Genomic DNA, 22,662 nt, shown 5'->3' with positions numbered 1-22,662 from the left:
ATGTGCTTGATAATATAGTGGCATTTTATATATTCTTTACCGTAGTTGGCTTTTTAGCAGCTATGCTTGGCACCATCATCGGTGCCGGTGGGGGACTTGTCTTTGTGCCTCTCTTTATGTACTGGTTCCCAGAGTGGTCTCCATCTATGGTCGTAGGAACATCGCTTTTTTCTGTTATGTGTAACGCCATTTCTGGATCTATAGCGTATCTTAAGCAAAAAAAGGTATACATTAACGCTGCTATCATCTTTAGTCTTGCTACCTTCCCGGGGGCTATTTTAGGTGCCCAAATGTCTGGATGGTTCTCTGGTAAAGGCTTTATGTTTGCCTTTGGATGCTTTATGCTGTGTGCATCCGTATTGATTGGTTTTAAAAATTTTAGAAAAGGGGAAAGAAAGGAAGAAAGCCTTACTCTTGAGCAGTTGAGCTATAGTAAACCTATCGGTATTAGTATTAGCTTTTTTGTTGGCTTTATTTCGAGTATCTTTGGTATCGGTGGTGGCCTCATCCATGTGCCGGCTTTGATTTATCTCATGGGCTTTCCTACCCATATGGCAACGGCTACAAGTCAATCTATTCTCGCCGTATCAACAACGGTGGGGGTTATTACACATTTAATTGAAAGCCACATCATATTTAGTATTGCTATCCCTACTAGTATTGGCGCTATCTTTGGTGCTCAAGTAGGTGCTCGTATTGCAAAACGTCTCAAAGCAAAAGCTATCCTCGCCCTCATGAGCATAGCTGTCTTTGCATTGGCGGTACGTCTCATTCTTAAATCTGGTATTTTGGGATAATATGGTTTTATAATTAATCTATCTTTAATAAGCATAATTTAGTAAAGCTCTCTAATGGTGATTCGTAAGTGTTTATCATTAGAGGGCTTTCTGTATTTTCAGCATTTTATAAAAGGGTATAACTAAAAGTCATAGAGAACTATAAATGAGAATGAAAAATTTAAAATATATAGATCATACTATTTTTATGCATAATGTTAGTAATGTATTTACTATAGAATTATAGGTAGTACGAATCGTTATTTAGAGAGGTTTTAGCATATAATTACTGACTATATCTATACATGCTTAATAAATAAGGATTCTTGATTGCATATGTGGAAAAATGGGTACATGATAATGCTAATGAGATGTACTTTCAAATGAGGGAATAAAAGGGTAATTCATATTGATTTTTATTAGAAGAGATATAAATTATGCATAATTATAGTGAGGAGAATGAGAACGGCGTATACTAAAAGTAATAGATTCCTTAAGAAAGGATAGGAGGAAATACAAGTGAGTACACTTATTAGAGATTATGAACGTTTTGCCAAAGAGGCAAATGAGATTTGTAAAGGTCGCGTATATACCGATCATTTACGTCGTTATGCATATGGCGTTGATGCGTCTTGTTATAGCTATTTACCAAAGGTAGTCGTTAAAGCGGAGGATGAACGAGAAGTAAGACGCCTTATTCGTTTGTGTCAACAATGTGGTACACCATTTACATTCCGCGCGGCCGGCTCCTCTTTGTCTGGTCAATGCTCCAGTGAAGATGTGCTCATCGTATGTAATGATGGCTTCAAGAAAATGGAAGTTATCGACGATGGCAAGGCTTTAAAATGCGAATGTGGTGTTATCGGTTCCGATGCGAATGATTTATTGAAACCGTACAATCGTAAAATTGGTCCAGATCCTGCAACGCTTGCCACAGCATTAGTAGGTGGTATCTTGAATAATAACTCCTCTGGTATGTGCTGTGGTACGGCGCAAAACTCTTATAAAACAATTCGGTCCATTCGCGTTGTATTATTAGATGGCTCCATCCTTGATACGTCTGACCAAAAGAGTATTAATCAATTCCTTAAAGAAAAACCTCAAATGGTAGAGGATATCTTACAATTGCGTAAGGATATTTTGGCCGATGAAGAATTGACACACTTGATTCACCATAAGTACAAAATCAAAAATACAACAGGTTACGGCTTGAACTCCCTTGTTGATTTTGAAGATATTATCGATATCATCAACCACTTGTTCATCGGTTCTGAAGGTACATTAGGTTTCGTGTCTGAAATCGTATATAACACTGTTGAGGACGTACCGTATAAAGGCTGCGGTCTCATGTTCTTTAAAACATTGAACGATGCATCTCTTGCTGTTGTAGCCTTGGCTAATATGGGCCGTGACAAGGTTGTTGCTGCGGAAATGATGGACTATCAATCCCTTAAGACCGTTCAAGCGCTAGACAATGTGCCTGACTTCGTTCGCGAAGTTCCTGAAGGTACAAGTGCTATTTTGTTCCAAACTGAAAGCTACTCCAAAGAAACTGTCGATGAAAACTTAGCTTTTATTAAAGATAAATTGAAAGATATTCCAACAGCTATTCCAAGTCTTTACTCCCAAGATCCTAAAGAATACGATTCTTGGTGGGCTATCCGTAAAGGCATTTTGCCAATCGTTGGTGGTCAACGTAGAAAAGGCACCACTGTTATTACAGAAGACGTATGTTTCCAAATCGAAGACTTCACTAAGGGCATCGAAATGCTTACCGAATTATTCCACAAATACGATTTCGTAGACGGTGGCGTGATCTTTGGCCATGCGTTATCTGGTAATGTTCACTTTAACATTACACCTGACTTCAGCGATCCTAAAGATACTAAGAACTTCGGTGACTTGGTAAAAGAAATGTCTGAACGCGTCTCTGGCTTCGGTGGTTCTTTAAAAGCTGAACATGGTACAGGCCGTATGGTGGCACCGTTTATTGAAATGGAATGGGGGCGTAAAGCGTACGAGATCAACCGTCGTATTAAAGCTATCTTTGACCCTGAACGTATCTTGAATCCTGATGTTATCATTACTGATGACCCAGATGTGTATAAGAAAAATCTTAAAGCTCAATGCGTTATCGATGATGCTTTTACAATCTGTATGGAATGTGGTTTCTGTGAAAAACATTGTCCAAGCCGCAATTTAACATTGACTCCTCGTCAACGTATTGCATTGTTGCGTGAAACAAAACGCCTTGAAAACGAAGGCAATTTCACATTGGCTGCGGAACTTAAAAAAGGCTATGAATATTTTGGTGTAGATACCTGTGCTGCGTGCTCCATGTGTAAAGGCCTTTGCCCGCTCAGCATCGATACTGCTCAAATTGCATTATCCATGCGTCGCATCGATCCTCCAGCACCGGAATTAGCTAAGAAGATTTACGATAATTTCCCTACTACACTTCAAATGGCTCGTGCCGGCGTAAGTCTCGAAGGTATTGCAGGTTCTATCGTTACACAAAAAGCGATTTCCAAGATTACAGAAGGCTTACATGGTGTAACAGGTATTACTCCGTACATTCCTAAGACTACACCTAAGGCCAATCGTTACAGATTGAGAAGCCGTATTAAACCGACTAATTTTGAAAAGGTTGTATACTTTAGTACTTGTGCGAACCGCGCCTTCAAACCTAATCAAGGTTACGACGATGAACGCAGCTTGCAACAAGTTGTAGAAAGCCTTTGCAACAAGGCCCATATCGATATTATCTACCCTCAACATATCGAAAACCTCTGCTGTGGCTTGAGTTTTGAAAACTATGATGACGTTCATGAGCGCGCTGTTAAGGACTTACACGATGCATTGATGCAAGCATCTCAAAACGGTAAATATCCAATCGTGATCGATCATAGTGCATGTTTCAACCATGCTTTCAAACATATGCCAGACTTAGAAATCAACGATATTTCTGAATTTTTGTGCAAATACGTTGTGCCTCATCTCGACATTGAAAAATGTGATGAACGGGTCATCGTACATAAACAATGTAAGATCAAATCCTTGAATAAATCTCAATATATTGAAGATTTGGCTCGTCTATGCACAGACCATGTATTCAACATTAAATCCTTTGCATGCGATGGCTTTGCTGGTCAAAAAGGGTTCTTCACACCAGAACTCAACAAATGTGCTACCAAAGACCTTGCAGCCGAAATCGCTGAATACGGTGCAACACTAGGCGTAAGCTCCAGCTCTACCTGTGAAATCGGCCTTGGCGAAAACGGCGGCATCCCATTCATTGGCGTTGCATTCCTATTGGACCGTTGCTCTAAGGCTAAGAAATAAGTCTTGTATATCTATTGCTATTTACGTTAACGTTGCTAGTAGTTTACACTAAGGGTACTAGTAGGTTGGGTTAAAGTAACTGGTAGTTTATATTAATATTGCTTTAATATTGCTCGTAAATTATGTTAAAACTACTAATAGTTTTTTAGGAGTTTTATGAGATTTATTGCTAATTCTTTATTTTTCTAAGAAATGTGGTATACTAAACGTAGGTAGTAGAGTGTATGAAATTACCTGCAATATAACCAAAAAAAGGACGAGTGGCAGCTCGTCCTTTTTCTTGCTTATTTTTTGTTTTTATTGTTAAGCCAGTAGCTGTAGGTAGTTACAACTAAGGCAACAATAATAGGGGCAAGCAAGGTGCCCCAGAGTGTATAAAACAGCTCCTGCAATATACCACCTCCTTTCGGGAGGTATTTTATATTATATCATCATGCTATGGAGTCTTGTACATAATTAATGATTGGAGAATTCTTAATGAAGAAGGTTGTGCTTTTCTTTCTTTTAATAACAGCCCTTACGGGATGTGGATTGAATCAAAATACGAATAGTAATAAAACAGAATCAAATGCAACTAGTTCTGCTACTGGTTCCTCTACATCTGCTGCGGGAATCAGCCAAGCGACTACCAAGCAAGATGGACATCTAATTACAGCAAAGCAAGCCTTATCCGCTGGTGAGTATGCGAAAGCCATAGAGGAAGCTACAGCGTCCATTAAGGATAATGCTAATAATGCAGAAGCCTATTCTGTACGTGGCTTTGCAACAGCATTAAACGGTGATGCGGCTAAAGGGTTGACAGATACTAAAAAGGCTTATGATTTAGACCCTAATAATGTGGCTAATTACTATAACATGGCGATGGTCTATAAGTTGCAAGGGCAGTTAAACGATTCTAAACAATGGTTTGAAAAGGTATTGGAAAAGGACCCTAGTAACACCTGGTCTGTGTATGGTATTGCTACCATTTATGCAGACCAAGGGGAAGATACTAAGGCCCTTGATTGGTTAGAAAAGGCTATAAAAATTGATCCCTCTGTAAAATCCGTTGCAGCCGAACAAGACCATTTTGAACGCTTTCACAATAACGGACGATTTAAAACGTTGGTAGAATTATAGACATGGATGTGAAACAGATGATTCGCCTTATTATAAAGGTGATAGGATTTATATATTGGCTTATTTTTCTATACCTTGGCGGTCTAATGGTCGTAGACTGGTCAGGGTTTATGACTCGGTACAATATTGAAACACCAATTTTCCTTAGCTATATAGTGGTGGTAGGGTGTATTGTTATGCCTTATTTGGTGTTTTATTGGAAAAAACTGAATCCTAATGTTAAACCGCCCTATTTGGTGCGATGTCTTAGTGCCTATATGAACCGTCTAGAGGACCAACATAGTATATGGTTTGATGTGCTATATGTACTCAAGCTACTGCTCTATTTTGTAACAATCCTGTGGATGATCTGTATACTATTACTCATCTTAGCAGCTATTGCATGGACAATAGTTCTAATTTTACTGAGCAATTGATGATGTAAATTACATTGTTTTCTCTACTAATGCTTCTTGTAAAAGTTGAGAAAAATTAATTCCTTTAGCCAATGCTCTGTCGTTAAGCCATGCAGGAATCGTTAAGGTTTTCTTTACGGACTTACTATTTTTAGCTAAATCAATATCTGTTTGCACTAATGTAGGATATGTTGTATCGGTACATGGTAAGCTGCGAATAGATGTGGGGGTAGGTAGAGTTTGTCCATCTTCTAAAGCGCCTAATATATAGAGTTCCATAGCCTCTTGTGCATTGGTTATTAATTCTGTTAGTGTTGAGCCGGTGCTACTAGTGTATTCGAGATCTGGAAATTCGGCCCAGAAACCATCGGCATCATCATGGATTATGGCAGGGTATATAAATTTCATAGGTCCTCCTTATTTTAGTCCCGTACGTTTCAAAATGGCATTTAATAAACCGATAGGTACATCTTTTCCATGTACGGCAATAACTTCAACTTGATCATCCTTTTTTAAACGATGATGACTACCTCGTTGCCGTACATCCTTCCAGCCATTTTGCAGTAATAATTTAAGTAAATCCTTATCCTTCATATTCTCTCCTTTTATGATAACACGTGTATACGTACAAAACAATTATTAGGAGTTATACATTCTTATTTATAGTCTAACAGTATATAAAGGAAAATAGGGGTGACCATTGGTCACCCCTGATTCTATTAGTCACTTGACAAAATTGATAAATGACCTTCATATATTAATCCTATTCATAAAAATTATATCAGTATATAATTAATATATATAAATTAGGTTGTGTATTGATGGAAGGAGAGGATTCATCATGAAACTATTCGGTAAAAGGGTAGCAATGGCTGTATTGTGTGCGGCGACATTGGTATCCCCATTTTTTTTGAGCGGTTGTAGTATGTCAGAGCTATGGCAGGGTACTGAACAGAGCCGCAAGGAAATTGCGCAGCGGTCTGAGCAGGATCAGGTGCAGTTATTTAATCAATATGTGAAAGCTGTAAGTCGATACAATCGCATGGCTGTCATGTTTGATTATGCGAATACGCCAACTCTTAATGAGTTAAAAGCAGGGCAGCATTTAACTGTATTTAGTGCACCGAACTTTAAGCAGCTACAAAAAGAATTAGAAGAGGCTAAGCAAGCCGGTGTTCCGTATGATGAAATGAAGGAGCCTTTAGATAAGCTGCTTTCAAAATTGAACGAAATTACACCAGTAGCCGAAGAGCTCGATGCATACTATAAATCTAAAGGGTATACCACAGATAATTATGCTAAGGAGCAACAATTAGGCCCTAAATATGTTCAATTGTATGAACAATTTGTTCCTATTTATGCTGATTTTGATAATGTTATGCATAAAATCAATACAGACCGTTTGCAACAACGGTTGCAACAATTGCGTGATGCAGGCAAGAAAAATGCTGCTGCAGCACAAGAGGTTCATTTGCGACTTACTGCGGTCCTAGAAAAGATCGATAGTGAAAAACAACTAGACGTAAATGCTATCAATCAAGAGTTGCAATCTATTGGTGATGTATCAAATGGTATTACTAGTCCTAAGTATGATTCTGTTAAGACCTCTGTAAACTCTACGATTGGTGCAATCCGTACCTATATGGGTTCGAAACAAGATAACGACTATAATCGTATGATTGAGGCCTATAACCATTACATTTCTAATCTGAATACGACCAATATGAATGAGTTAGATTAAAATAAGTTAGATTAATACGTCTATATAAAAGAAAGCTGTATCAAATGAGGATATCATTTGATACAGCTTTTTAGTTGATATATAGGATATACCTTACTTTTTTAGGCTAATGCGCGTTGTAATTTGGCTTGATAAGGAGAATAATACTAAGGCTATCCAGATACAACCGAAGGCGATTATCTGTGGTGTGCCAAAGCTTTCACCAAAGTAGAAAATGGCTAGCAACAAGGCAATGGTAGGGGATACATATTGCAAGAAGCCTAGTAGATTGAGCGGCAATAGTTGTGCACCATAGGAGAATAGCACCAATGGGACAGATGTAGTTAGACCGCAGGCTATGAGCAACATAGTTGTATACCAGTCCGTGCCGAAATAGGACCACACGGTATTATCGACCATGGTCGTATATAGTAAGGCTAGCGGTGTTAATAGCCAGGCCTCAAAGGCGATGCTCGTAAAGGGAGAGATGCGCAGTTTCTTTTTTACAGCTCCATAGAGACCGAAGGAAACGGCGAGGATCATCGACACTAATGGCAAGGATCCCACTTGATAGGTGAGTAAGGCGATACCGATGGTAGCGATGAGGACACTCAGCTTTTTTGGTATCGATAGAACCTCTTTAAATAGGATGACACCTAATACTACATTGAAGAGTGGGTTGATGTAATAGCCAAGGCTCGTGTTCATAACTTGATTATTGGCGATGGCCCAAATGTAGGTGAACCAGTTTACACTGATGATGACTGCCGCAACTAAAAGTAGGAATAATTGTGAACGTTGTTCTTTTAGTAATTGAAAGTCCTTTTTGAATTGTTTAAAGTGTAGGCCAAATACAACGATAGCCATGCAAACACCTGACCAGATAATGCGCTGTGCCAGTATATTATACGGCGAAACATGGTTTAATAATGCCCAATATAGAGGGAGTAAGCCCCAAATTATATAACAACTAAGGGCTGTGATTAACCCTTTTTTACTTGTATGCTCCATAATGCCTCCTCATGATAGTACTTATTATATCACTGTTTCTAGTCTGTGAGGGAATAATAGTGTTTATATCCTATGAGATTTACTTGTGTTTATAGCTAATTTGAGGGGGTTTTTGTTTGATGTCTTATGATAGAGATATCTTGAATTTTAATTTATGCATTTTAGTTATTACGTATGATTTTCAGTTATAACTTTGATTTTGGCACTTATGATTAAATGTTATGTTCATTGACTTTGTGCATATTGTTACACTATATTGGACTTAGAACAACGAATATAGAGAATAGGTGTCGCAAGACTTAATAGAGAAATCGGTATAAGCCGATGCGGTCCCGCCACTGTAAGGATGAGCCTGCTTTCATATATGTCACTGGAGTAATCTGGGAAGGCGAAAGCGAGGTGATGATCCCGAGCCAGGAGAACTGCCTATTTGATAATCACCGTTATGTACCTACGAGCGATAGGAAGGGGATTGGGGTATGCTGGCTACAGTATTTTTTTAGTGTACCTTTCAATAAGAAACCTTACGTGTCACTTTAGGTGGCACGTTTTTTATTGCCCTTAGAGTGGATGTTGAGTATAGGAATCAGGTTTTATAGATATTAAACAGATGGACACATTTTGAGGTTGATGTGGTCCAATAAGATAAAGCTCGAGTGATTCATATATCTAACAATTCGCAGGTACGGTGCGCTGTTTCTCGGTATGGTTTCGAGTTGAAAAGGAGGCACATATATGTCTGACAAAAAGACTTCAAAGGATGCTGAACGCGATTTATTAGCACCTGTATCCTTTGATGAGTTTAAGAAACCTACGTATGAACAATGGCAGGCCGAGGTTGAAAAAGCGTTAAAAGGTGGCGACTTCCATAAGAAGATGTTCACTAAAACCTATGAGGGAATTACGTTACAACCAATTTATACGCCTGCATTGCATGGAGAAAAAATTCCAAAGGGTGTATACCCTGGGGCAGGTGAGTTCCTACGTGGCACAAAGGCAAGTGGTTATATTAAAGACTCTTGGGGCGTATCCCAATATGTAGACGAATCCTTTCCTAAGGATGCTAACCATGCAAGTTTATACGAAATTGTAAAAGGTGGCACCATTCACAATATTCGCCTTGATGAAGCAACACGCCATGATCAAGATGTGCAAGTAGGCGCGGCTGTTGGTATCGGCGGTACATCTCTGTCTACTATGGATGATTGTAGCCAATTGATTGAACGTTTTAATTTAAAGGAAAATCCTTTATACATTGAAACAGGTGCTTCTGCAGCTATCTTGCTCGGTATGCTAGCCGCTACGGTGAAAGGCTCTAAAAAACAGACCTCTGACTTGAAAGGTCTCGTTGGCGCAGACCCTATTGGTGTTTGGGCTAAAGATGGTACATTGCATATGTCTTTAGATACAGCCTTTGATGAAATGGCACATACTGTTGTATGGGCTAAAGAACAAGCTCCAGAGCTTAAAACTGTACTTGTATCTGGCGATGTATACGCTAATGGTGGCGCTAATGATGTGCAAGAGGTTGCCTATGCATTGGCAACAGCAGTTTGCTATGTGCGTCAATTAGCACAACGGAACATCGATATTCATACTATTGCTAAAAGCATGATATTCACATTCTCCTTAGGAGCCAACTTCTTTATGGAAATCGCGAAATTGCGCGCTTTGCGTGTGATCTGGGCGCGTATCATGGAGGCCTTCGGCGCTGATGAAAGCGACCGGGCGGTGCATGTTCACGGCAGAACATCGGCTTTCACAAAGACCGTATACGATCCGTATGTAAATCTGTTGCGTAACACGACACAGGCGTTCTCTGGCGTTGTGGGCGGTTTGGACAGTTTGGAGGTATCTCCGTTTGACCAGCCGATTCGCAAATCCGACGATTTCTCCCGTCGTATTGCGCGTAATATTCAGGTCATGTTGCAGACGGAATTCGAATTGCGTCAACCGGTTGACCCTGTAGGCGGTTCCTGGTATGTGGAAACATTGGCAGCCGAATTATGTGAAAAAATTTGGGCTGAGTTCCAAACTATTGAGGCTAAAGGTGGTATCGTAGCAGCTTTGAAAGAAGGCTATCCACAAGCTCAAGTTAAAGCAGTTCTTGACGAACGCTTCAAAAACCTTGCATTCCGCAGAGATGTGGCTGTAGGTAATAACATGTATGCGAACATGACTGAAGAATTGCTTGATCCAAAACCAGAAAATCAAGAAACATTGCGCCAAAAACGGGTTGCTCAAATCGAGGAGTACTTGGCAAGTGCGGAGCCAGATGCGGTTGTGAAAGCACAGGCTACCCTAGAAGCAGGTACTACAGAGCCAGGCGCTTTGATTGGTCTTATTGAACTCGGTGCATTGCAAAAATTAACAATACGTCAAATCCGGAAGGCTTTAGATGCTGGCGATATTGCTTCCGAAACCATTGAATCCATTGCAGCTCATCGCTGGACTGAACAGTTTGAAGCACTTCGCATGCGCACTGAGAATTATAAACAACGTACGAAAGATAATGTGAAGGTATTCTTGGCCAATATGGGCCCAATCCCTCAACATAAACCTCGGGCGGACTTCTCCACAGGCTTCTTCGAAGTAGGTGCTTTTGAAGTTATCAAAAATGATGGTCATGAAACAACGGCTGATGCTGCGAAAGCTGCTCGTGAAAGTGGTGCTGATGTTGTCGTTATCTGTTCTACAGATGATACATATCCAGAATTGGTACCACCACTTGCTAAGGAATTGAAAGAAACTATGCCGAATGTAACGGTTATTTTAGCAGGGGCACCTCCTAAGGACTTAGAACCTGTGTACCGTGAAGCTGGCGTGGACGACTTCATTTCTGTTCGTGCAAATTGTTACGAAATCTTGAATACGTTACAAGATAAGAAAGGGATGTGAGCTCATGTTTAAAAATCCAGACTTCTCCTCTCTTGGCTTGGGATCTCAGACAGCAACATCTCGCGATGCATGGCTTGCTGAACTTCAAAAAGAAACAGGAAAAAGCTTTGAAGATTTATATAATACAACAATGGAGCAAATCCAATTAAAACCTCTCTATACAGAGATGGATTATGAAGGAATGACACACCTTGACTATATGGCTGGTGTACCTCCATTCTTGCGTGGACCTTATTCCACAATGTATGTTACTCGTCCTTGGACAGTACGTCAGTACGCTGGTTTCTCCACAGCGGAAGAATCCAATGCGTTCTATCGTCGTAACTTGGCTGCGGGCCAAAAGGGTTTGTCTATCGCCTTTGACCTTGCTACTCACCGTGGTTATGACTCCGATCATCCTCGTGTAGTAGGTGACGTTGGTAAAGCGGGTGTTGCGGTAGACTCCATCCTCGATATGGAAATTCTATTCTCCGGTATCCCACTTGATCAAATGTCTGTATCCATGACCATGAACGGCGCCGTATTGCCAGTAATGGCGTTCTATATCTTGGCTGGTGAAGAACAAGGTGTAGATAAAAAGGTTATGGCTGGTACAATCCAAAATGATATCTTGAAAGAGTTCATGGTGCGTAATACTTATATTTATCCTCCAGCTACGTCCATGCGCATTATCGGCGATATCTTTGCGTATACATCCCAGTACATGCCTAAGTTCAACAGTATTTCCATTTCCGGCTACCATATGCAAGAAGCGGGCGCTACTGCGGATATCGAATTAGGTTACACATTGGCCGATGGTCTCGAATATATCCGTACTGGTGTTAATGCGGGCCTTCACGTTGACCAGTTCGCGCCACGCTTGTCCTTCTTCTGGGCAATCGGTAAAAACTACTTCATGGAAGTGGCAAAAATGCGTGCAGCTCGTATGTTGTGGGCTAAGATTATCAATAGTTTCGGCTCTGAAAATCCTAAATCTATGGCACTTCGTACACATAGCCAAACATCTGGTTGGTCTCTTACAGAACAAGATCCGTTCAACAACGTGGCTCGTACATGTATGGAAGCGATGGGCGCGGCTTTGGGCCATACGCAATCTCTACATACGAATGCGCTTGACGAAGCCATTGCGTTGCCTACGGACTTCTCCGCACGTATTGCGCGTAATACTCAGCTTTACATCCAAGATGAAACTAAGGTATGTAAGGTTATCGACCCATGGGGCGGCTCCTACTATGTAGAAGCGTTGACAGATGAATTGATTCGTCGCGCTTGGGGTCATATTCAAGAAATTGAATCTCTTGGCGGTATGGCGAAAGCTATCGATACAGGGCTTCCTAAGATGCGTATTGAAGAAGCTGCTGCACGTCGCCAAGCTCGTATCGACTCTGGTCGTGAAGCGATTATTGGTATCAACAAATATCGTCTAGATAAAGAAGACCCATTGGATATCCTCGACGTAGATAACACGGCTGTACGGGAAGCGCAAATTCGTCGTCTCGAACAATTGCGTGCTAACCGAGATGAAGAAAAGGTTCAATCCTGTCTTGAAGCGATTACAAAGGCTACAGAATCGGGCGAAGGCAACTTGCTTGCTCTTGCGCTTGAAGCGGCTCGTGCCCGTGCATCCTTGGGTGAAATTTCCTTTGCTGTTGAAAAGGTATGCGGTCGTCATAAAGCGGTTATTCGCTCTATTTCCGGTGTATACTCCAGTGAATTTGAAGATGACGATGTAATCAAAGAAGTACGTCAAATGGCGGATAACTTTGAAGAACTCGAAGGTCGTCGTCCTCGTATCATGATTGCGAAGATGGGTCAAGACGGTCATGACCGTGGTGCGAAAGTAATCGCTACATCCTTCGCGGATATGGGCTTTGACGTGGATATCGGACCTTTGTTCCAAACTCCAGAAGAAACAGCACAAGATGCGGTGGATAATGACGTTCATATTGTCGGATTTAGTTCTCTTGCGGCGGGGCATAAGACATTATTGCCTCAACTTGTAGAGGAACTCAACAAGCGGGGCCGTGGAGATATTTTAGTTGCCATCGGCGGCGTAATCCCTGCTCAGGACTATGAATTCCTACGCGAACATGGCGCAGTGGCTATCTTTGGCCCTGGTACAGTTTTGCCAGTAGCGGCGAAAAAATTACTAGAAACATTGACTAGTCACGTTCAAGACGAGTCTCATGACTGATAACAAACGGTCTACTCCGGATGAATTGCGCAATACACAGGACGCAACTTTCACCACTGGTGAAGGCAAGGCCCCTGAATTAGGTGTAAAAAACGCAAGCACCGAGGGTAGTACCTATCGTCCCGACTGGGTGCCAGAAGAAGCGAAGAAAGATGACACTTATGCGTGTCACGTAATGAAAGGCGTCAAGGAAATGCATGACGGCCTCTTATCTAGCTCTGCTCATCTGGCTCCGGCGGTACGTCCCGTACAGCGGCGAAAGAAATTAACTGTCGCTGATTATGTACGCGGTATCGAGCAGGGGGACCGCGTTATACTTTCACGGGCTATCACATTAGTAGAAAGTAATAATAAGGACCATTTCAAACTAGCTCAACAAGTGTTGCAAGCCGTATTGCCTCGTACGGGCAAGGCATTGCGCATCGGTATTACTGGTGTGCCTGGGGCCGGTAAAAGTACGTTTATTGAAGCCTTCGGTAACATGCTCATTGAAGCGGGTTACAAGGTTGCCGTACTGGCTGTAGACCCTACGAGCCAAGTCACAAAAGGCAGTATTTTGGGTGATAAAACGCGGATGGAAACGTTGACGAAACATCCTGAAGCTTATATTCGTCCATCGCCGGCTGGTGGTACGTTAGGCGGTGTGGCTCGTAAAAGTAGAGAGACTATGCTACTTTGCGAGGCTGCTGGGTACGATATAATTCTCGTTGAAACCGTTGGGGTTGGGCAAAGTGAAGTTACTGTGCGCTCCATGGTAGACTTCTTTATGCTCATCGTATTGACGGGTGCAGGCGATGAATTGCAAGGCATCAAAAAAGGCGTTATGGAACTTGCCGATGCTATTGTGGTCAATAAGGCTGATGGAGACAATCTCAAACGAGCTCTCATTGCCCGCAGCGACTACGATCGGATGTTGCATTATATCCGTCCGGCTACGGAAAAATGGAAGACCCAAGCCTATACATGTTCAGCTGTTACGAAGGATGGTCTCGATGAATTGTGGGATGTCATCCAAGAATTTACTGAACAAGGTAAAGAAAATGGGGTCTTCTTAAAACGCCGTCAAGAACAATCCCTCCGTTGGGTACGTGATATGATTGACGAACACTTGCACAACCTATTCTTTAACAATGTAGTCATTCAAGGTCGCATGGGCGAAGTCGAAAATGCTGTCTTAGGCGGTGAAATGAGCGAATCTCAAGCCGTTGAAGAGCTTATTGGCGTTTTCGATAAGTCTTTACAATAAGTAGATCGGTAAATACATATTGTATTGTTAAATATATATGGTATTGCTAAATATATATTAGATAAGCCGGCATAACTTATCTTAATACGCACTCCGTTAGCAATCGTATGTATTTCGATATAATTAAAGATGTATTTGTAAAAGGCATAGTATGAATTTCACTGTTGGATTTGGACCAATAGTAGTTGCATACTATGCCTTTTTCTATGTCATAATAACTAGTTCCCATTAATTGTCTAATAAAAGATGATAAATATATAAGTTCATCTTTTTAAAATGCAAAAGTCAGTGTATAATTAAATTATATTATTTATTAATCGTTTAATGTTACGAGAGGGGCATTCAAATGAACAAAAAACTATTATTACCTGTAGGTGTAGTCGTTCTAATTATTGGTATTGCGATTCTATTATTAAATCCAGATCCAGGGGCGGCTAATTTGGAAATTGCGAGAAATGCTACAAATGCTCAAGCGGCAGCAAAGGCGATTTCTGAGAATAACCAATCTTACACATTGTGGTATTCTATTGGCATGTTCTGTAGCGGTTTAGGCATTGCACTGTCAGTAGGTGGCTTCATTGTAGGCTTTATAAAAAAAGACTAATCTATTTAGGAACGCATAAAAGGCTGCACTAGAATGTATATCATTTCTAGTGCAGCCTTTTTGTATTTTAATTTTAGGGTTATAGGACAAAACGTGTTGGTTTTGCCCTATAACCCTAATTTTATCCTATGGACTTTAGCTAGCTTATGTCTATCTAGCGAAATAGTCTATATTTATCTTGCAAGTCGTCCTATATCTATTTATGTTGTGGTTTTACGCTCTATATCTGTTTTTGGTGGAATAAAACGTGGTATAATTAACCCGGATAGAGCCTAAAGGTATGTGGCTTTTGGAGGTTAGTATGAGTAGTATAGCGCATTTATTTGTAGCTGGTGGATTTGTTATGTATCCGCTGGTGATTTTTTTACTGTTTACCTTGATGATTGGCATTGAACGTATCTTTCTATATCGCAAGTTTACAAAGGATTTGCACCGTTTTAATAAGGTCTTAGAGAAAAACCAATCTTGGATTATGTTACCAAGTGTTTTGGAACGGGATACAGAGGAACTTGGTTCTTTATTTGCCCGTGCTATCCGCAGTGCAAAGAATTATAATGGCTTGGAAAACCGCCTTCAAGATGTAGTGTCGTACGCTGATGAACGTTTAAAACGCGGCCTTAGTTGGCTCAGCATGATTGTAACAATGGCTCCGTTATTGGGGTTGCTGGGGACGGTCCTCGGTATGATTCGTGCGTTTGCCGTGGTAGGTGGCGATATTGGGGCTCCGACCATTATTACAGGTGGTGTTTCTGAAGCCTTGGTGGCAACGGCTACAGGTTTGACCGTGGCCATTATTGCCCTTGGCTTTCACAGTTACTGTGCGGCGAAGGTCAACGATTTTGTGGCGACATTAGAGCATGAGTGCGGCAACATCCTTGATGCGTACAATGAGGAACATGATATATGAGACGACGCACATTAGGGGTTAAAAAAGAGCCTACCATCATGATTATTCCCATGATTGATATCGTATTCTTTTTATTGGTATTTTTCATGGTAGGCACGCTGTATATGAATACAGAGCAACAAATTCCGCTAAATTTACCATCTGCATCGTCGTCTACGGCGAAATCTATCGAACCTATCACCATTACCTTAACCACAACGCACACGCTATATATCGATAATCAGGAAATCTCTTCGGATCGCTTGGCGCAAGAGGTCAAATCTATCGTTACACAAGCACCTCAACAGGCCTTTGTGATTCGTGCTTCAAAAGATGTATATTATAACGATGTTATCGAGCTTTTGGACATGCTCAAGGTGAACGGTGCTAAATATATTAGCGTCGCTACGGAACGGAAGTGATTCCATGTTTGAATCACATTATCTGAAACCTTTTATTGTATCTTTAGGCATTACCATCATGCTTATCTCTGGCATGGGGTTTTCCTTGCGTGGCATCGTTGGAACCGGTGTGGCTTATGATGCTGCAGAGGTTAGCTTTCATCTGCCTGAGGATAGTGATGCGGAAACTACGGCTATTGAGCCTATACCTAAGGATAAGCCACCGGTTGAACCTCCGACTCCAGAAGGGCCTGCGCCTAAGGCAGATCCTCTTGTAACGGAAAATACAGGTGATGAAAGTGCTCACAATTTAAATGCCAATAAGACTACATCTAATGCTCGTCGTGAATGGGCCGTTCCAAAGGCCATAGAATCGGAAACGACTAATAATGAACAAGCTGTAGTTACGGGTGGAAATGATTCCAAAGACGGGAAATTCTCTAAACCTGACAATGCTCCTATGGGTAAGGATATAACATCTGATCCGAATGCCAATGGAAACGGCTTTGCCGAAGCTAGTGATTTATCCTTCCTATCTGATCTTGCGTGGGGACTCCTAACACCAGGTCAACAAGCGCTTTTACAAAAGTCGGATATCAACCCCCAAGAATATTTACGAACTGTACAAGAACAGGGGAAGGGGTCAATCGTAACAGGTAAGGTTGTAGTGCGCGTTAACTTTGACGTTAATGGACATGTCATCGTAGGAGAACATACACCGCTCATCGCAGAAGATGTGCCGCAACCAGTCAAAGAGGAAGCAATACGCATTGTTAAAAGCAGTGGTTCTATTATCAATCGAAGAGGGGAACCTGTATATCTAGCGGTTCCTGTTGTATTAGGACAATAAAGAGGCATATCTTACATACATTAGTATGGGATATGCCTCTTTGTTATGGTTGTAAAAAATGATTGTATTGATTGATACTATGTATTACTATGAAATACTTGTTCTATCTGAGTCATGTTGAGTTATATTTCAAGGATTAATTATATGTATTGTATTAATTTTGATTGGTAAGTATTGTTTTCGTGGAGTTGAAGACGGCTAGATATACGATGGCGCCGCCGATGAATAATGTGACCTGCATAGGAGTGCTGAATTGATCAGCTCGCCACAATGCGAAAGCGTAGAAGAACATGGTAATCAACATGATGAGAAATGCAATGATAACGCGTACGTTAGTATGTACCGCTAACGATGTAGTAATTCGGGATCTATTCATCATTACGTAAATTAAAGATACTACGATGTCTGCCGTAAAGATGGAGAAGATAAAGTTGTAATCAAACTCGCCAAAAAGGACTACCGCCAAGCCGATAAAGCTGAGCCCAAAGAATAGACGTAATAGAATACCTATAGTATTAGATTCATTGCGCTGTGCGCGGCGTTCCTTACGATTTAAAGTTGCCATGAAAGCCTCCCCCATAGTAGAAATGTTTGTTATTATTAGTATAAAGCTCGTGTATAGATTGAGCAATTATTTGCAGTACATTTAGTCTGTATGTTTATTATATATCACAATGTATAGCTATGATATAGTATTGATTAATTTATTATTATATGACTATATGAGAAATCAAAGTGAGAGATTATGATTCAAGTTATTCTTACCTATATTGTTAATGTTATTATTGTATTTGTATTTTTTCCTATTTTAGAATCTGTAGTTCAATATGTGTATCCGTTTTCATGGGACTGGCTTATAAAACCGCTACATTTAGTGGATAAGCTCGATGTATATATTATTATATCCTTTGCGTTGCCTATTATTGTGGCCATCGGATTATTTTTGCCACCTTTTAGTTGGATTGTCCATGTATTGCAAGGTGAAAGAAAACCAAATGCAGAAGAATCTGAATATATTGAACCGCTGTTTGAGGAATTATGTGCATTTAGCGGTGTAGCACGTAACTCACTGATATTGCGCATGCGTACAGATGAGGAAATTAATGCCTTTGCATCTGGATTAAATCACATTACGATTTATACAGGAGCCTTGTATTCGTTAGATAAACGGCATTTATTAGGTGTTCTTGCCCATGAATTAGGCCATTTACGACATCGTGATACTATCTATTTAACCATTACCTATGCTATGGATCGACTAGGGCAATTAATTTTAAATCTTGTAATATATCTAAATTTTGCTTTAAATATACTGGCTATTATACCAATTGTTAATATCGTAGTACGTATTATTCAATTAATTCTTATCGTTATGATTGCAATCGTGAAATATGTACTTCTATTACCGAAGTGGATTACCTATTATTTTGATAGCCGTCGTCGAGAGTATGCTGCTGATGCCTATGCCGTTTCGATTGGTTTGGGGCGGGAGCTGCGTGATGGTCTAGTTTCATTAGGACTTGCTACTGAACAAATTGGTATTCTAGAGAATGGTGAATTATATGATTGTGAAAGTACAGGATTTTTCAGTCGCTTGTTTATTACTCATCCAAAAATGATTAAGCGAATACAACGTATCAATGAAGGGATAGAGGTATATAATCTCAAGCAAAGTCTTAAAGAAAATCGTTAAAGTGATAATTAATTTAATAAATACGAACAATAAGTAAAATTAATATAATTATCATTCGGAAAATTTAGACCCGTTCGTTGAATGGAGCTTTCACATATGGTACAATAATCCTATAAATCTAGCTTTTATCATGCAAAGGAGATATCATGATACCACGTTATACACGAGAAGAAATGGGCCATATTTGGAGCGAACGCAACGAATTCGATACAATGTTATTGGTGGAGACCCTCGCCTCTGAGGCACAAGCTGAGTTGGGCGTCATTCCTAAAGAAGCGGCGAAAACAATTCGGGAAAAGGGCAATTTCGACGTTGAGCGCATTCATGAAATCGAAAAGGAAACAAACCATGATATCATTTCCTTCGTAACAGCAGTGGGTGAATACGTAGGTCCTGAAGCGGCTAAATACATCCATCTTGGCCTTACCTCTACAGACGTGAAAGATACGGCGCTTGGGTATATGATGAAACAAGCCTGCGATATCTTAATTGATGACTTAAAGCGTTTGCACGAAGTATTGCGTCGTCGTGCAGCGGAGTTCAAATACACACCTATGATTGGCCGTACCCACGGTATTCACGGCGAACCAACTACATTCGGCTTGAAATTGGCATTGTGGATGGCAGAGGTAGAACGTGATATTGAACGCATGGAACATGCTCGTAAAAGCGTTGCTGTTGGCAAATTGTCTGGTGCAGTTGGTACATACTCCAATATCGATCCATTCGTAGAACAATACGTATGCGAAAAATTAGGTCTTGAACCTGTTAAAATCGCTACACAAGTAGTACAACGTGACCGCCACGCTGAATTATTGTCCACTATTGCTGTTGTAGGCGGCACATTGGATAAAATCGCTTTAGAAATCCGTCACTTACAACGTACAGAGGTGCGCGAAGCAGAAGAGTATTTCAGCCCTAAACAAAAGGGTTCCTCTGCGATGCCTCATAAACGCAACCCTATTACATGTGAAAGAATTTGTGGTATGGCTCGCTTGCTTCGTGGTTACGCACAATCTGCTTACGAAGATCAAGCATTGTGGCATGAACGCGATATTTCTCATAGCTCTGTAGAACGGGTTATCTTGCCAGATGCGACAATCGCGTTAAATTATATGTTGCACCTAACCATTCGCACCATTGATAAGTTGTTGGTATACCCTGAAACTATGCTTAAAAACCTTAACCTTACAGGGGGTCTCGTATTCAGCCAAACAATTTTGACACATCTTGTCGACAAAGGTGCGGTACGTGACGAAGCATATCGTTGGGTTCAAAAACATGCTATGGAACGCTGGCTTGAAGGCAAAGATTTCGCAACAGGTTTAAAAGCTGATGAAGACATTAAGAAGTACATGACTGATGAGGAAATTGATGCATGCTTTGACCCATATAAATTGCTAAGACATGTAGATACAATCATGGCTCGCTTTGGCCTATAATTGTAGGGTACTTCCCACATAACATATGAAAGACTAGGGTAGGTATAGACCAACAAGCCTATGGTACATGCATTAGGTGTTGGCTATATCTACCTTTTTTGTTTTGGAAGCAATATGCCATTTTAGATAGAAGTATATTATTTTAACAGATAATTATAAATTAGTTTTCTAGCAGGCTTTTATATACTCGTCTTACATTAGAAACCATCTATTTGTTTTAGGAGGTTATATGAAACGTATTGTACGAAAATACGGACCGCCTATTTTCCACTGCATTAATGACTTTGGTCAAGGTTCGCTGGCGGCCCTCATACCGTTTTTTATCGCTAACTTTGGACTTAATTACTATCAATCGGCTTCCATCATTTTCTGTAATACCGTGGTGGCTTCCATCGCACAGCCTGTATTGGGCTATGTGGCAGATCGGTGGCGCGTGCCCTGGTTTATTCCCGTTGGGTTTACGGTGACTCTCGTGTCCATTAGCGCTATGGCATTGGCTACGAGTTACGAGATGATTCTTGCTTTGTCGCTCTTGGCCGGGGTAGGGGCCGCGTTATTCCATCCCGAGGCGGCTCTTCTTGTAAATAGTACGCAATCTCATGAAATCGGCAACGCCATGGGCCGCTTTGCAGTTGGGGGCAGTGCGGGCTTTGCGTTGGGACCCTTTATTGCTGGTGGTGTTTACGTCTTTGGCGGACATTTCTTATGGGTGTTTACCGCTATCGCCTTGTTAGGCGTATTGCTGTATATGTATGCCTTTATGGGTGAAACAGATACGATTCGTACCTGTGAAAGTGAAAGCCGTGCTAAATCTGCTAACATGGGCACAAATGATTGGGTTAGCTTCGGGAAGCTATTCTTTGTCATAGCCTCTCGATCTATATTATTCTCTGTATTATCTATCTTCATTCTGATTCTGTACATTACCGTTATCAATGGAGGCGCCAGTACATCGAGCTTGGCGCTTACCTTGTACTTTGCGATGGGTGCCGTCCTTACCTATATGGGAGGGGCCTTATCTGACCGTCTGGGATTTCTTAAAACTGTGCGCTTAGGTAATCTGATTTTCTTGCCTTCTGTTTTAGTATTTATCTTTGTGCCTAATATATGGGGCTTCTTCGGTGCCATGATTCCAATGGCCTTTGGCGTATTCTCACAATACGGACCAATTACGGTACTAGGTCAAAAATACCTTGCAAAAAATGGAGGCTTTGCATCAGGTATTACGCTAGGTCTTGGCATTACTTTAGGGGGCCTTGTGGCTCCTTATGTAGGACATCTAGCAGATATCTATGACGTACAAACAGCATTGATGACCTTGATACCAGTAGGTGTTATAGGCTTGCTTATGAGCTTCTGGTTAAAAGAACCAAAATAACATCAATGCAATAGGGTCATATTAAAGACATAATAACATGTAAGTAGCAAAATCGTATAAAAGAACTAAAATAGAATATTTTGACTCGATAAAATGTCAATACATGGGAGGTGACCATTGGTCACCTCCTATTTGTTTACTTTAATGAACCAGATATCTATATTGGATATAGTAAGACTTTGACTTTATATATCTTAATATCTTTACTTGATATATGTTTTAACATATAATTAAGTAAAGATTTCTTCTAGTATTAGGAGGAATAATATGGATACGTTTTCTGTTGTTTTTTATGAAACTCTAAGTGGGGATACGCTAGAAAGATTGTTTTAACAAATGGTTTTGTAAAGAAATCTATAAAAACACCAAAGAGTGCAATTGAATTAGCTATTAAATATAAAAATGACTATATTGAGAGGTATACATAATATGGAAACGTTAGATCAATATTTAGAGAAACAATTAAAAAATCCGAAGTTTAAGAAAGAGTGGGATGCGTTAGATGATGAGTACCAAATTATTCAGAATATAGTTGAGGCGCGATTAGCAGCACATATGACGCAAATGCAATTATCTGGGTTAACAGGTATTACACAGTCTGATATTAGTAAGATTGAAAATGGTAATGGCAATCCATCCTTAAAAACTTTACAGAAAATAGCCCATGCGTTTGGGAAGAAACTAAAAATTGAATTTGTATAAATACT

General features: G+C 40.5%; 21 protein-coding genes and 1 riboswitch. Of the genes, 16 read left to right on the top strand and 5 right to left on the bottom strand.

Annotated features, from left to right (window positions below; translation table 11 throughout):
* Positions 1–2 precede the first annotated feature (2 nt).
* Together E7B10_RS03870 and E7B10_RS03865 are read left to right on the top strand one after the other, a co-directional pair.
* Positions 3–797: a sulfite exporter TauE/SafE family protein gene (locus E7B10_RS03870; RefSeq protein ID WP_058948294.1), complete on the top strand. Its 795-nt coding sequence runs from the start codon at positions 3–5 to the stop codon at positions 795–797.
* A gap of 498 nt (positions 798–1,295) precedes the next feature.
* Positions 1,296–4,118, top strand: a complete 2,823-nt coding sequence (locus E7B10_RS03865) for an FAD-binding and (Fe-S)-binding domain-containing protein (protein WP_316055507.1) — start codon at positions 1,296–1,298, stop codon at positions 4,116–4,118.
* Positions 4,119–4,402: 284 nt separating this feature from the next.
* Here the strand turns inward: E7B10_RS03865 and E7B10_RS03860 are convergent, their stop codons facing one another.
* Positions 4,403–4,477, bottom strand: a complete 75-nt coding sequence (locus E7B10_RS03860) for a type I toxin-antitoxin system Fst family toxin (RefSeq protein ID WP_229039624.1) — start codon at positions 4,475–4,477, stop codon at positions 4,403–4,405.
* Positions 4,478–4,595: 118 nt separating this feature from the next.
* Here E7B10_RS03860 and E7B10_RS03855 point away from each other — a divergent pair, with 118 nt between their 5' ends.
* A complete protein-coding gene (locus E7B10_RS03855) occupies positions 4,596–5,237 on the top strand; it encodes a tetratricopeptide repeat protein (protein WP_077707811.1) in 642 nt (213 codons plus the stop codon).
* Positions 5,238–5,662: 425 nt separating this feature from the next.
* Here E7B10_RS03855 and E7B10_RS03850 read toward each other — a convergent pair whose 3' ends face one another.
* Together E7B10_RS03850 and E7B10_RS03845 are read right to left on the bottom strand one after the other, a co-directional pair.
* Positions 5,663–6,040 (bottom strand): type II toxin-antitoxin system HicB family antitoxin, encoded by a 378-nt coding sequence (locus E7B10_RS03850; RefSeq protein ID WP_008714666.1) that lies wholly within the window; start codon positions 6,038–6,040, stop codon positions 5,663–5,665.
* Positions 6,041–6,049: 9 nt separating this feature from the next.
* Positions 6,050–6,226: a type II toxin-antitoxin system HicA family toxin gene (locus E7B10_RS03845; protein ID WP_008714667.1), complete on the bottom strand. Its 177-nt coding sequence runs from the start codon at positions 6,224–6,226 to the stop codon at positions 6,050–6,052.
* 247 nt (positions 6,227–6,473) lie between these two features.
* Between E7B10_RS03845 and E7B10_RS03840 the strand changes: the two genes are divergently transcribed.
* Positions 6,474–7,373: a DUF3829 domain-containing protein gene (locus E7B10_RS03840; protein WP_024061583.1), complete on the top strand. Its 900-nt coding sequence runs from the start codon at positions 6,474–6,476 to the stop codon at positions 7,371–7,373.
* 93 nt (positions 7,374–7,466) lie between these two features.
* Here E7B10_RS03840 and rarD read toward each other — a convergent pair whose 3' ends face one another.
* Positions 7,467–8,363, bottom strand: coding sequence for an EamA family transporter RarD (rarD, locus tag E7B10_RS03835; protein ID WP_024061584.1), 897 nt, complete (start codon positions 8,361–8,363; stop codon positions 7,467–7,469).
* Positions 8,364–8,631: 268 nt separating this feature from the next.
* Positions 8,632–8,808, top strand: a riboswitch (cobalamin riboswitch).
* A gap of 290 nt (positions 8,809–9,098) precedes the next feature.
* Between rarD and E7B10_RS03830 the strand changes: the two genes are divergently transcribed.
* The 7 genes from E7B10_RS03830 to E7B10_RS03800 all read left to right on the top strand — a co-directional run bounded on the left by E7B10_RS03830 (position 9,099) and on the right by E7B10_RS03800 (position 17,442).
* Positions 9,099–11,261 (top strand): methylmalonyl-CoA mutase family protein, encoded by a 2,163-nt coding sequence (locus tag E7B10_RS03830; RefSeq protein WP_302683029.1) that lies wholly within the window; start codon positions 9,099–9,101, stop codon positions 11,259–11,261.
* Positions 11,262–11,265: 4 nt separating this feature from the next.
* Entirely contained in the window at positions 11,266–13,455 is a 2,190-nt protein-coding gene (gene scpA / locus E7B10_RS03825; protein ID WP_004694550.1) for a methylmalonyl-CoA mutase, read from the top strand.
* Positions 13,448–14,701, top strand: a complete 1,254-nt coding sequence (meaB, locus tag E7B10_RS03820) for a methylmalonyl Co-A mutase-associated GTPase MeaB (RefSeq protein ID WP_316055506.1) — start codon at positions 13,448–13,450, stop codon at positions 14,699–14,701. Before scpA ends, meaB begins: the two co-directional genes overlap by 8 nt.
* A 346-nt stretch (positions 14,702–15,047) precedes the next feature.
* The gene (locus tag E7B10_RS03815) at positions 15,048–15,305 is read left to right on the top strand and encodes a hypothetical protein (protein ID WP_004698152.1); all 258 of its coding nucleotides are present in this window, start codon (positions 15,048–15,050) and stop codon (positions 15,303–15,305) included.
* Between the two features lie 301 nt (positions 15,306–15,606).
* Positions 15,607–16,212: a MotA/TolQ/ExbB proton channel family protein gene (locus E7B10_RS03810; RefSeq protein WP_174892404.1), complete on the top strand. Its 606-nt coding sequence runs from the start codon at positions 15,607–15,609 to the stop codon at positions 16,210–16,212.
* Complete coding sequence (locus E7B10_RS03805; RefSeq protein WP_008602049.1) at positions 16,209–16,613, top strand: biopolymer transporter ExbD; 405 nt, start codon at positions 16,209–16,211, stop codon at positions 16,611–16,613. The genes E7B10_RS03810 and E7B10_RS03805 overlap by 4 nt, the downstream gene beginning before the upstream one ends.
* Positions 16,614–16,617: 4 nt before the next feature.
* A complete protein-coding gene (locus E7B10_RS03800) occupies positions 16,618–17,442 on the top strand; it encodes a hypothetical protein (protein ID WP_174892403.1) in 825 nt (274 codons plus the stop codon).
* A gap of 154 nt (positions 17,443–17,596) precedes the next feature.
* On the opposite strand, the gene E7B10_RS03795 is transcribed toward E7B10_RS03800, so the two are convergent.
* Entirely contained in the window at positions 17,597–18,007 is a 411-nt protein-coding gene (locus tag E7B10_RS03795; RefSeq protein ID WP_316055505.1) for a CAAX protease, read from the bottom strand.
* A 180-nt stretch (positions 18,008–18,187) separates the two neighbouring features.
* Here E7B10_RS03795 and E7B10_RS03790 point away from each other — a divergent pair, with 180 nt between their 5' ends.
* From E7B10_RS03790 to E7B10_RS03775, 5 genes are all read left to right on the top strand, one after another.
* Positions 18,188–19,135: a zinc metalloprotease HtpX gene (locus E7B10_RS03790; RefSeq protein WP_004698199.1), complete on the top strand. Its 948-nt coding sequence runs from the start codon at positions 18,188–18,190 to the stop codon at positions 19,133–19,135.
* Between the two features lie 146 nt (positions 19,136–19,281).
* On the top strand, positions 19,282–20,577 hold the full coding sequence (gene purB, locus E7B10_RS03785) for an adenylosuccinate lyase (protein ID WP_316055504.1): 1,296 nt from the start codon (positions 19,282–19,284) through the stop codon (positions 20,575–20,577).
* Between the two features lie 229 nt (positions 20,578–20,806).
* Positions 20,807–21,955 (top strand): MFS transporter, encoded by a 1,149-nt coding sequence (locus tag E7B10_RS03780; RefSeq protein ID WP_316055503.1) that lies wholly within the window; start codon positions 20,807–20,809, stop codon positions 21,953–21,955.
* A gap of 323 nt (positions 21,956–22,278) precedes the next feature.
* Positions 22,279–22,383 (top strand): hypothetical protein, encoded by a 105-nt coding sequence (locus tag E7B10_RS09565; RefSeq protein ID WP_287529297.1) that lies wholly within the window; start codon positions 22,279–22,281, stop codon positions 22,381–22,383.
* A gap of 1 nt (position 22,384) precedes the next feature.
* Positions 22,385–22,657 (top strand): helix-turn-helix transcriptional regulator, encoded by a 273-nt coding sequence (locus tag E7B10_RS03775; protein ID WP_316055502.1) that lies wholly within the window; start codon positions 22,385–22,387, stop codon positions 22,655–22,657.
* Positions 22,658–22,662 lie beyond the last annotated feature (5 nt).

The organism is Veillonella sp. (assembly GCF_032470285.1).
Classification (GTDB): Bacteria; Bacillota; Negativicutes; order Veillonellales; family Veillonellaceae; genus Veillonella.
This window is presented reverse-complemented; position numbering and strand designations above follow the sequence as displayed.

Excerpts from the sequence above, each read along its gene's own strand:
- rarD (WP_024061584.1), bottom strand. The coding sequence starts at position 8,363 with ATGGAGCATACAAGTAAAAAAGGGTTAATCACAGCCCTTAGTTGTTAT.
- E7B10_RS03845 (WP_008714667.1), bottom strand. The coding sequence starts at position 6,226 with ATGAAGGATAAGGATTTACTTAAATTATTACTGCAAAATGGCTGGAAG.
- E7B10_RS03800 (WP_174892403.1), top strand. The coding sequence starts at position 16,618 with ATGTTTGAATCACATTATCTGAAACCTTTTATTGTATCTTTAGGCATT.
- E7B10_RS03805 (WP_008602049.1), top strand. The coding sequence starts at position 16,209 with ATGAGACGACGCACATTAGGGGTTAAAAAAGAGCCTACCATCATGATT.
- E7B10_RS03850 (WP_008714666.1), bottom strand. The coding sequence starts at position 6,040 with ATGAAATTTATATACCCTGCCATAATCCATGATGATGCCGATGGTTTC.
- E7B10_RS03795 (WP_316055505.1), bottom strand. The coding sequence starts at position 18,007 with ATGGCAACTTTAAATCGTAAGGAACGCCGCGCACAGCGCAATGAATCT.
- E7B10_RS03790 (WP_004698199.1), top strand. The coding sequence starts at position 18,188 with ATGATTCAAGTTATTCTTACCTATATTGTTAATGTTATTATTGTATTT.
- purB (WP_316055504.1), top strand. The coding sequence starts at position 19,282 with ATGATACCACGTTATACACGAGAAGAAATGGGCCATATTTGGAGCGAA.
- E7B10_RS03775 (WP_316055502.1), top strand. The coding sequence starts at position 22,385 with ATGGAAACGTTAGATCAATATTTAGAGAAACAATTAAAAAATCCGAAG.
- E7B10_RS03855 (WP_077707811.1), top strand. The coding sequence starts at position 4,596 with ATGAAGAAGGTTGTGCTTTTCTTTCTTTTAATAACAGCCCTTACGGGA.
- E7B10_RS03840 (WP_024061583.1), top strand. The coding sequence starts at position 6,474 with ATGAAACTATTCGGTAAAAGGGTAGCAATGGCTGTATTGTGTGCGGCG.
- meaB (WP_316055506.1), top strand. The coding sequence starts at position 13,448 with ATGACTGATAACAAACGGTCTACTCCGGATGAATTGCGCAATACACAG.
- E7B10_RS03810 (WP_174892404.1), top strand. The coding sequence starts at position 15,607 with ATGAGTAGTATAGCGCATTTATTTGTAGCTGGTGGATTTGTTATGTAT.
- E7B10_RS03780 (WP_316055503.1), top strand. The coding sequence starts at position 20,807 with ATGAAACGTATTGTACGAAAATACGGACCGCCTATTTTCCACTGCATT.
- E7B10_RS03815 (WP_004698152.1), top strand. The coding sequence starts at position 15,048 with ATGAACAAAAAACTATTATTACCTGTAGGTGTAGTCGTTCTAATTATT.
- scpA (WP_004694550.1), top strand. The coding sequence starts at position 11,266 with ATGTTTAAAAATCCAGACTTCTCCTCTCTTGGCTTGGGATCTCAGACA.
- E7B10_RS03830 (WP_302683029.1), top strand. The coding sequence starts at position 9,099 with ATGTCTGACAAAAAGACTTCAAAGGATGCTGAACGCGATTTATTAGCA.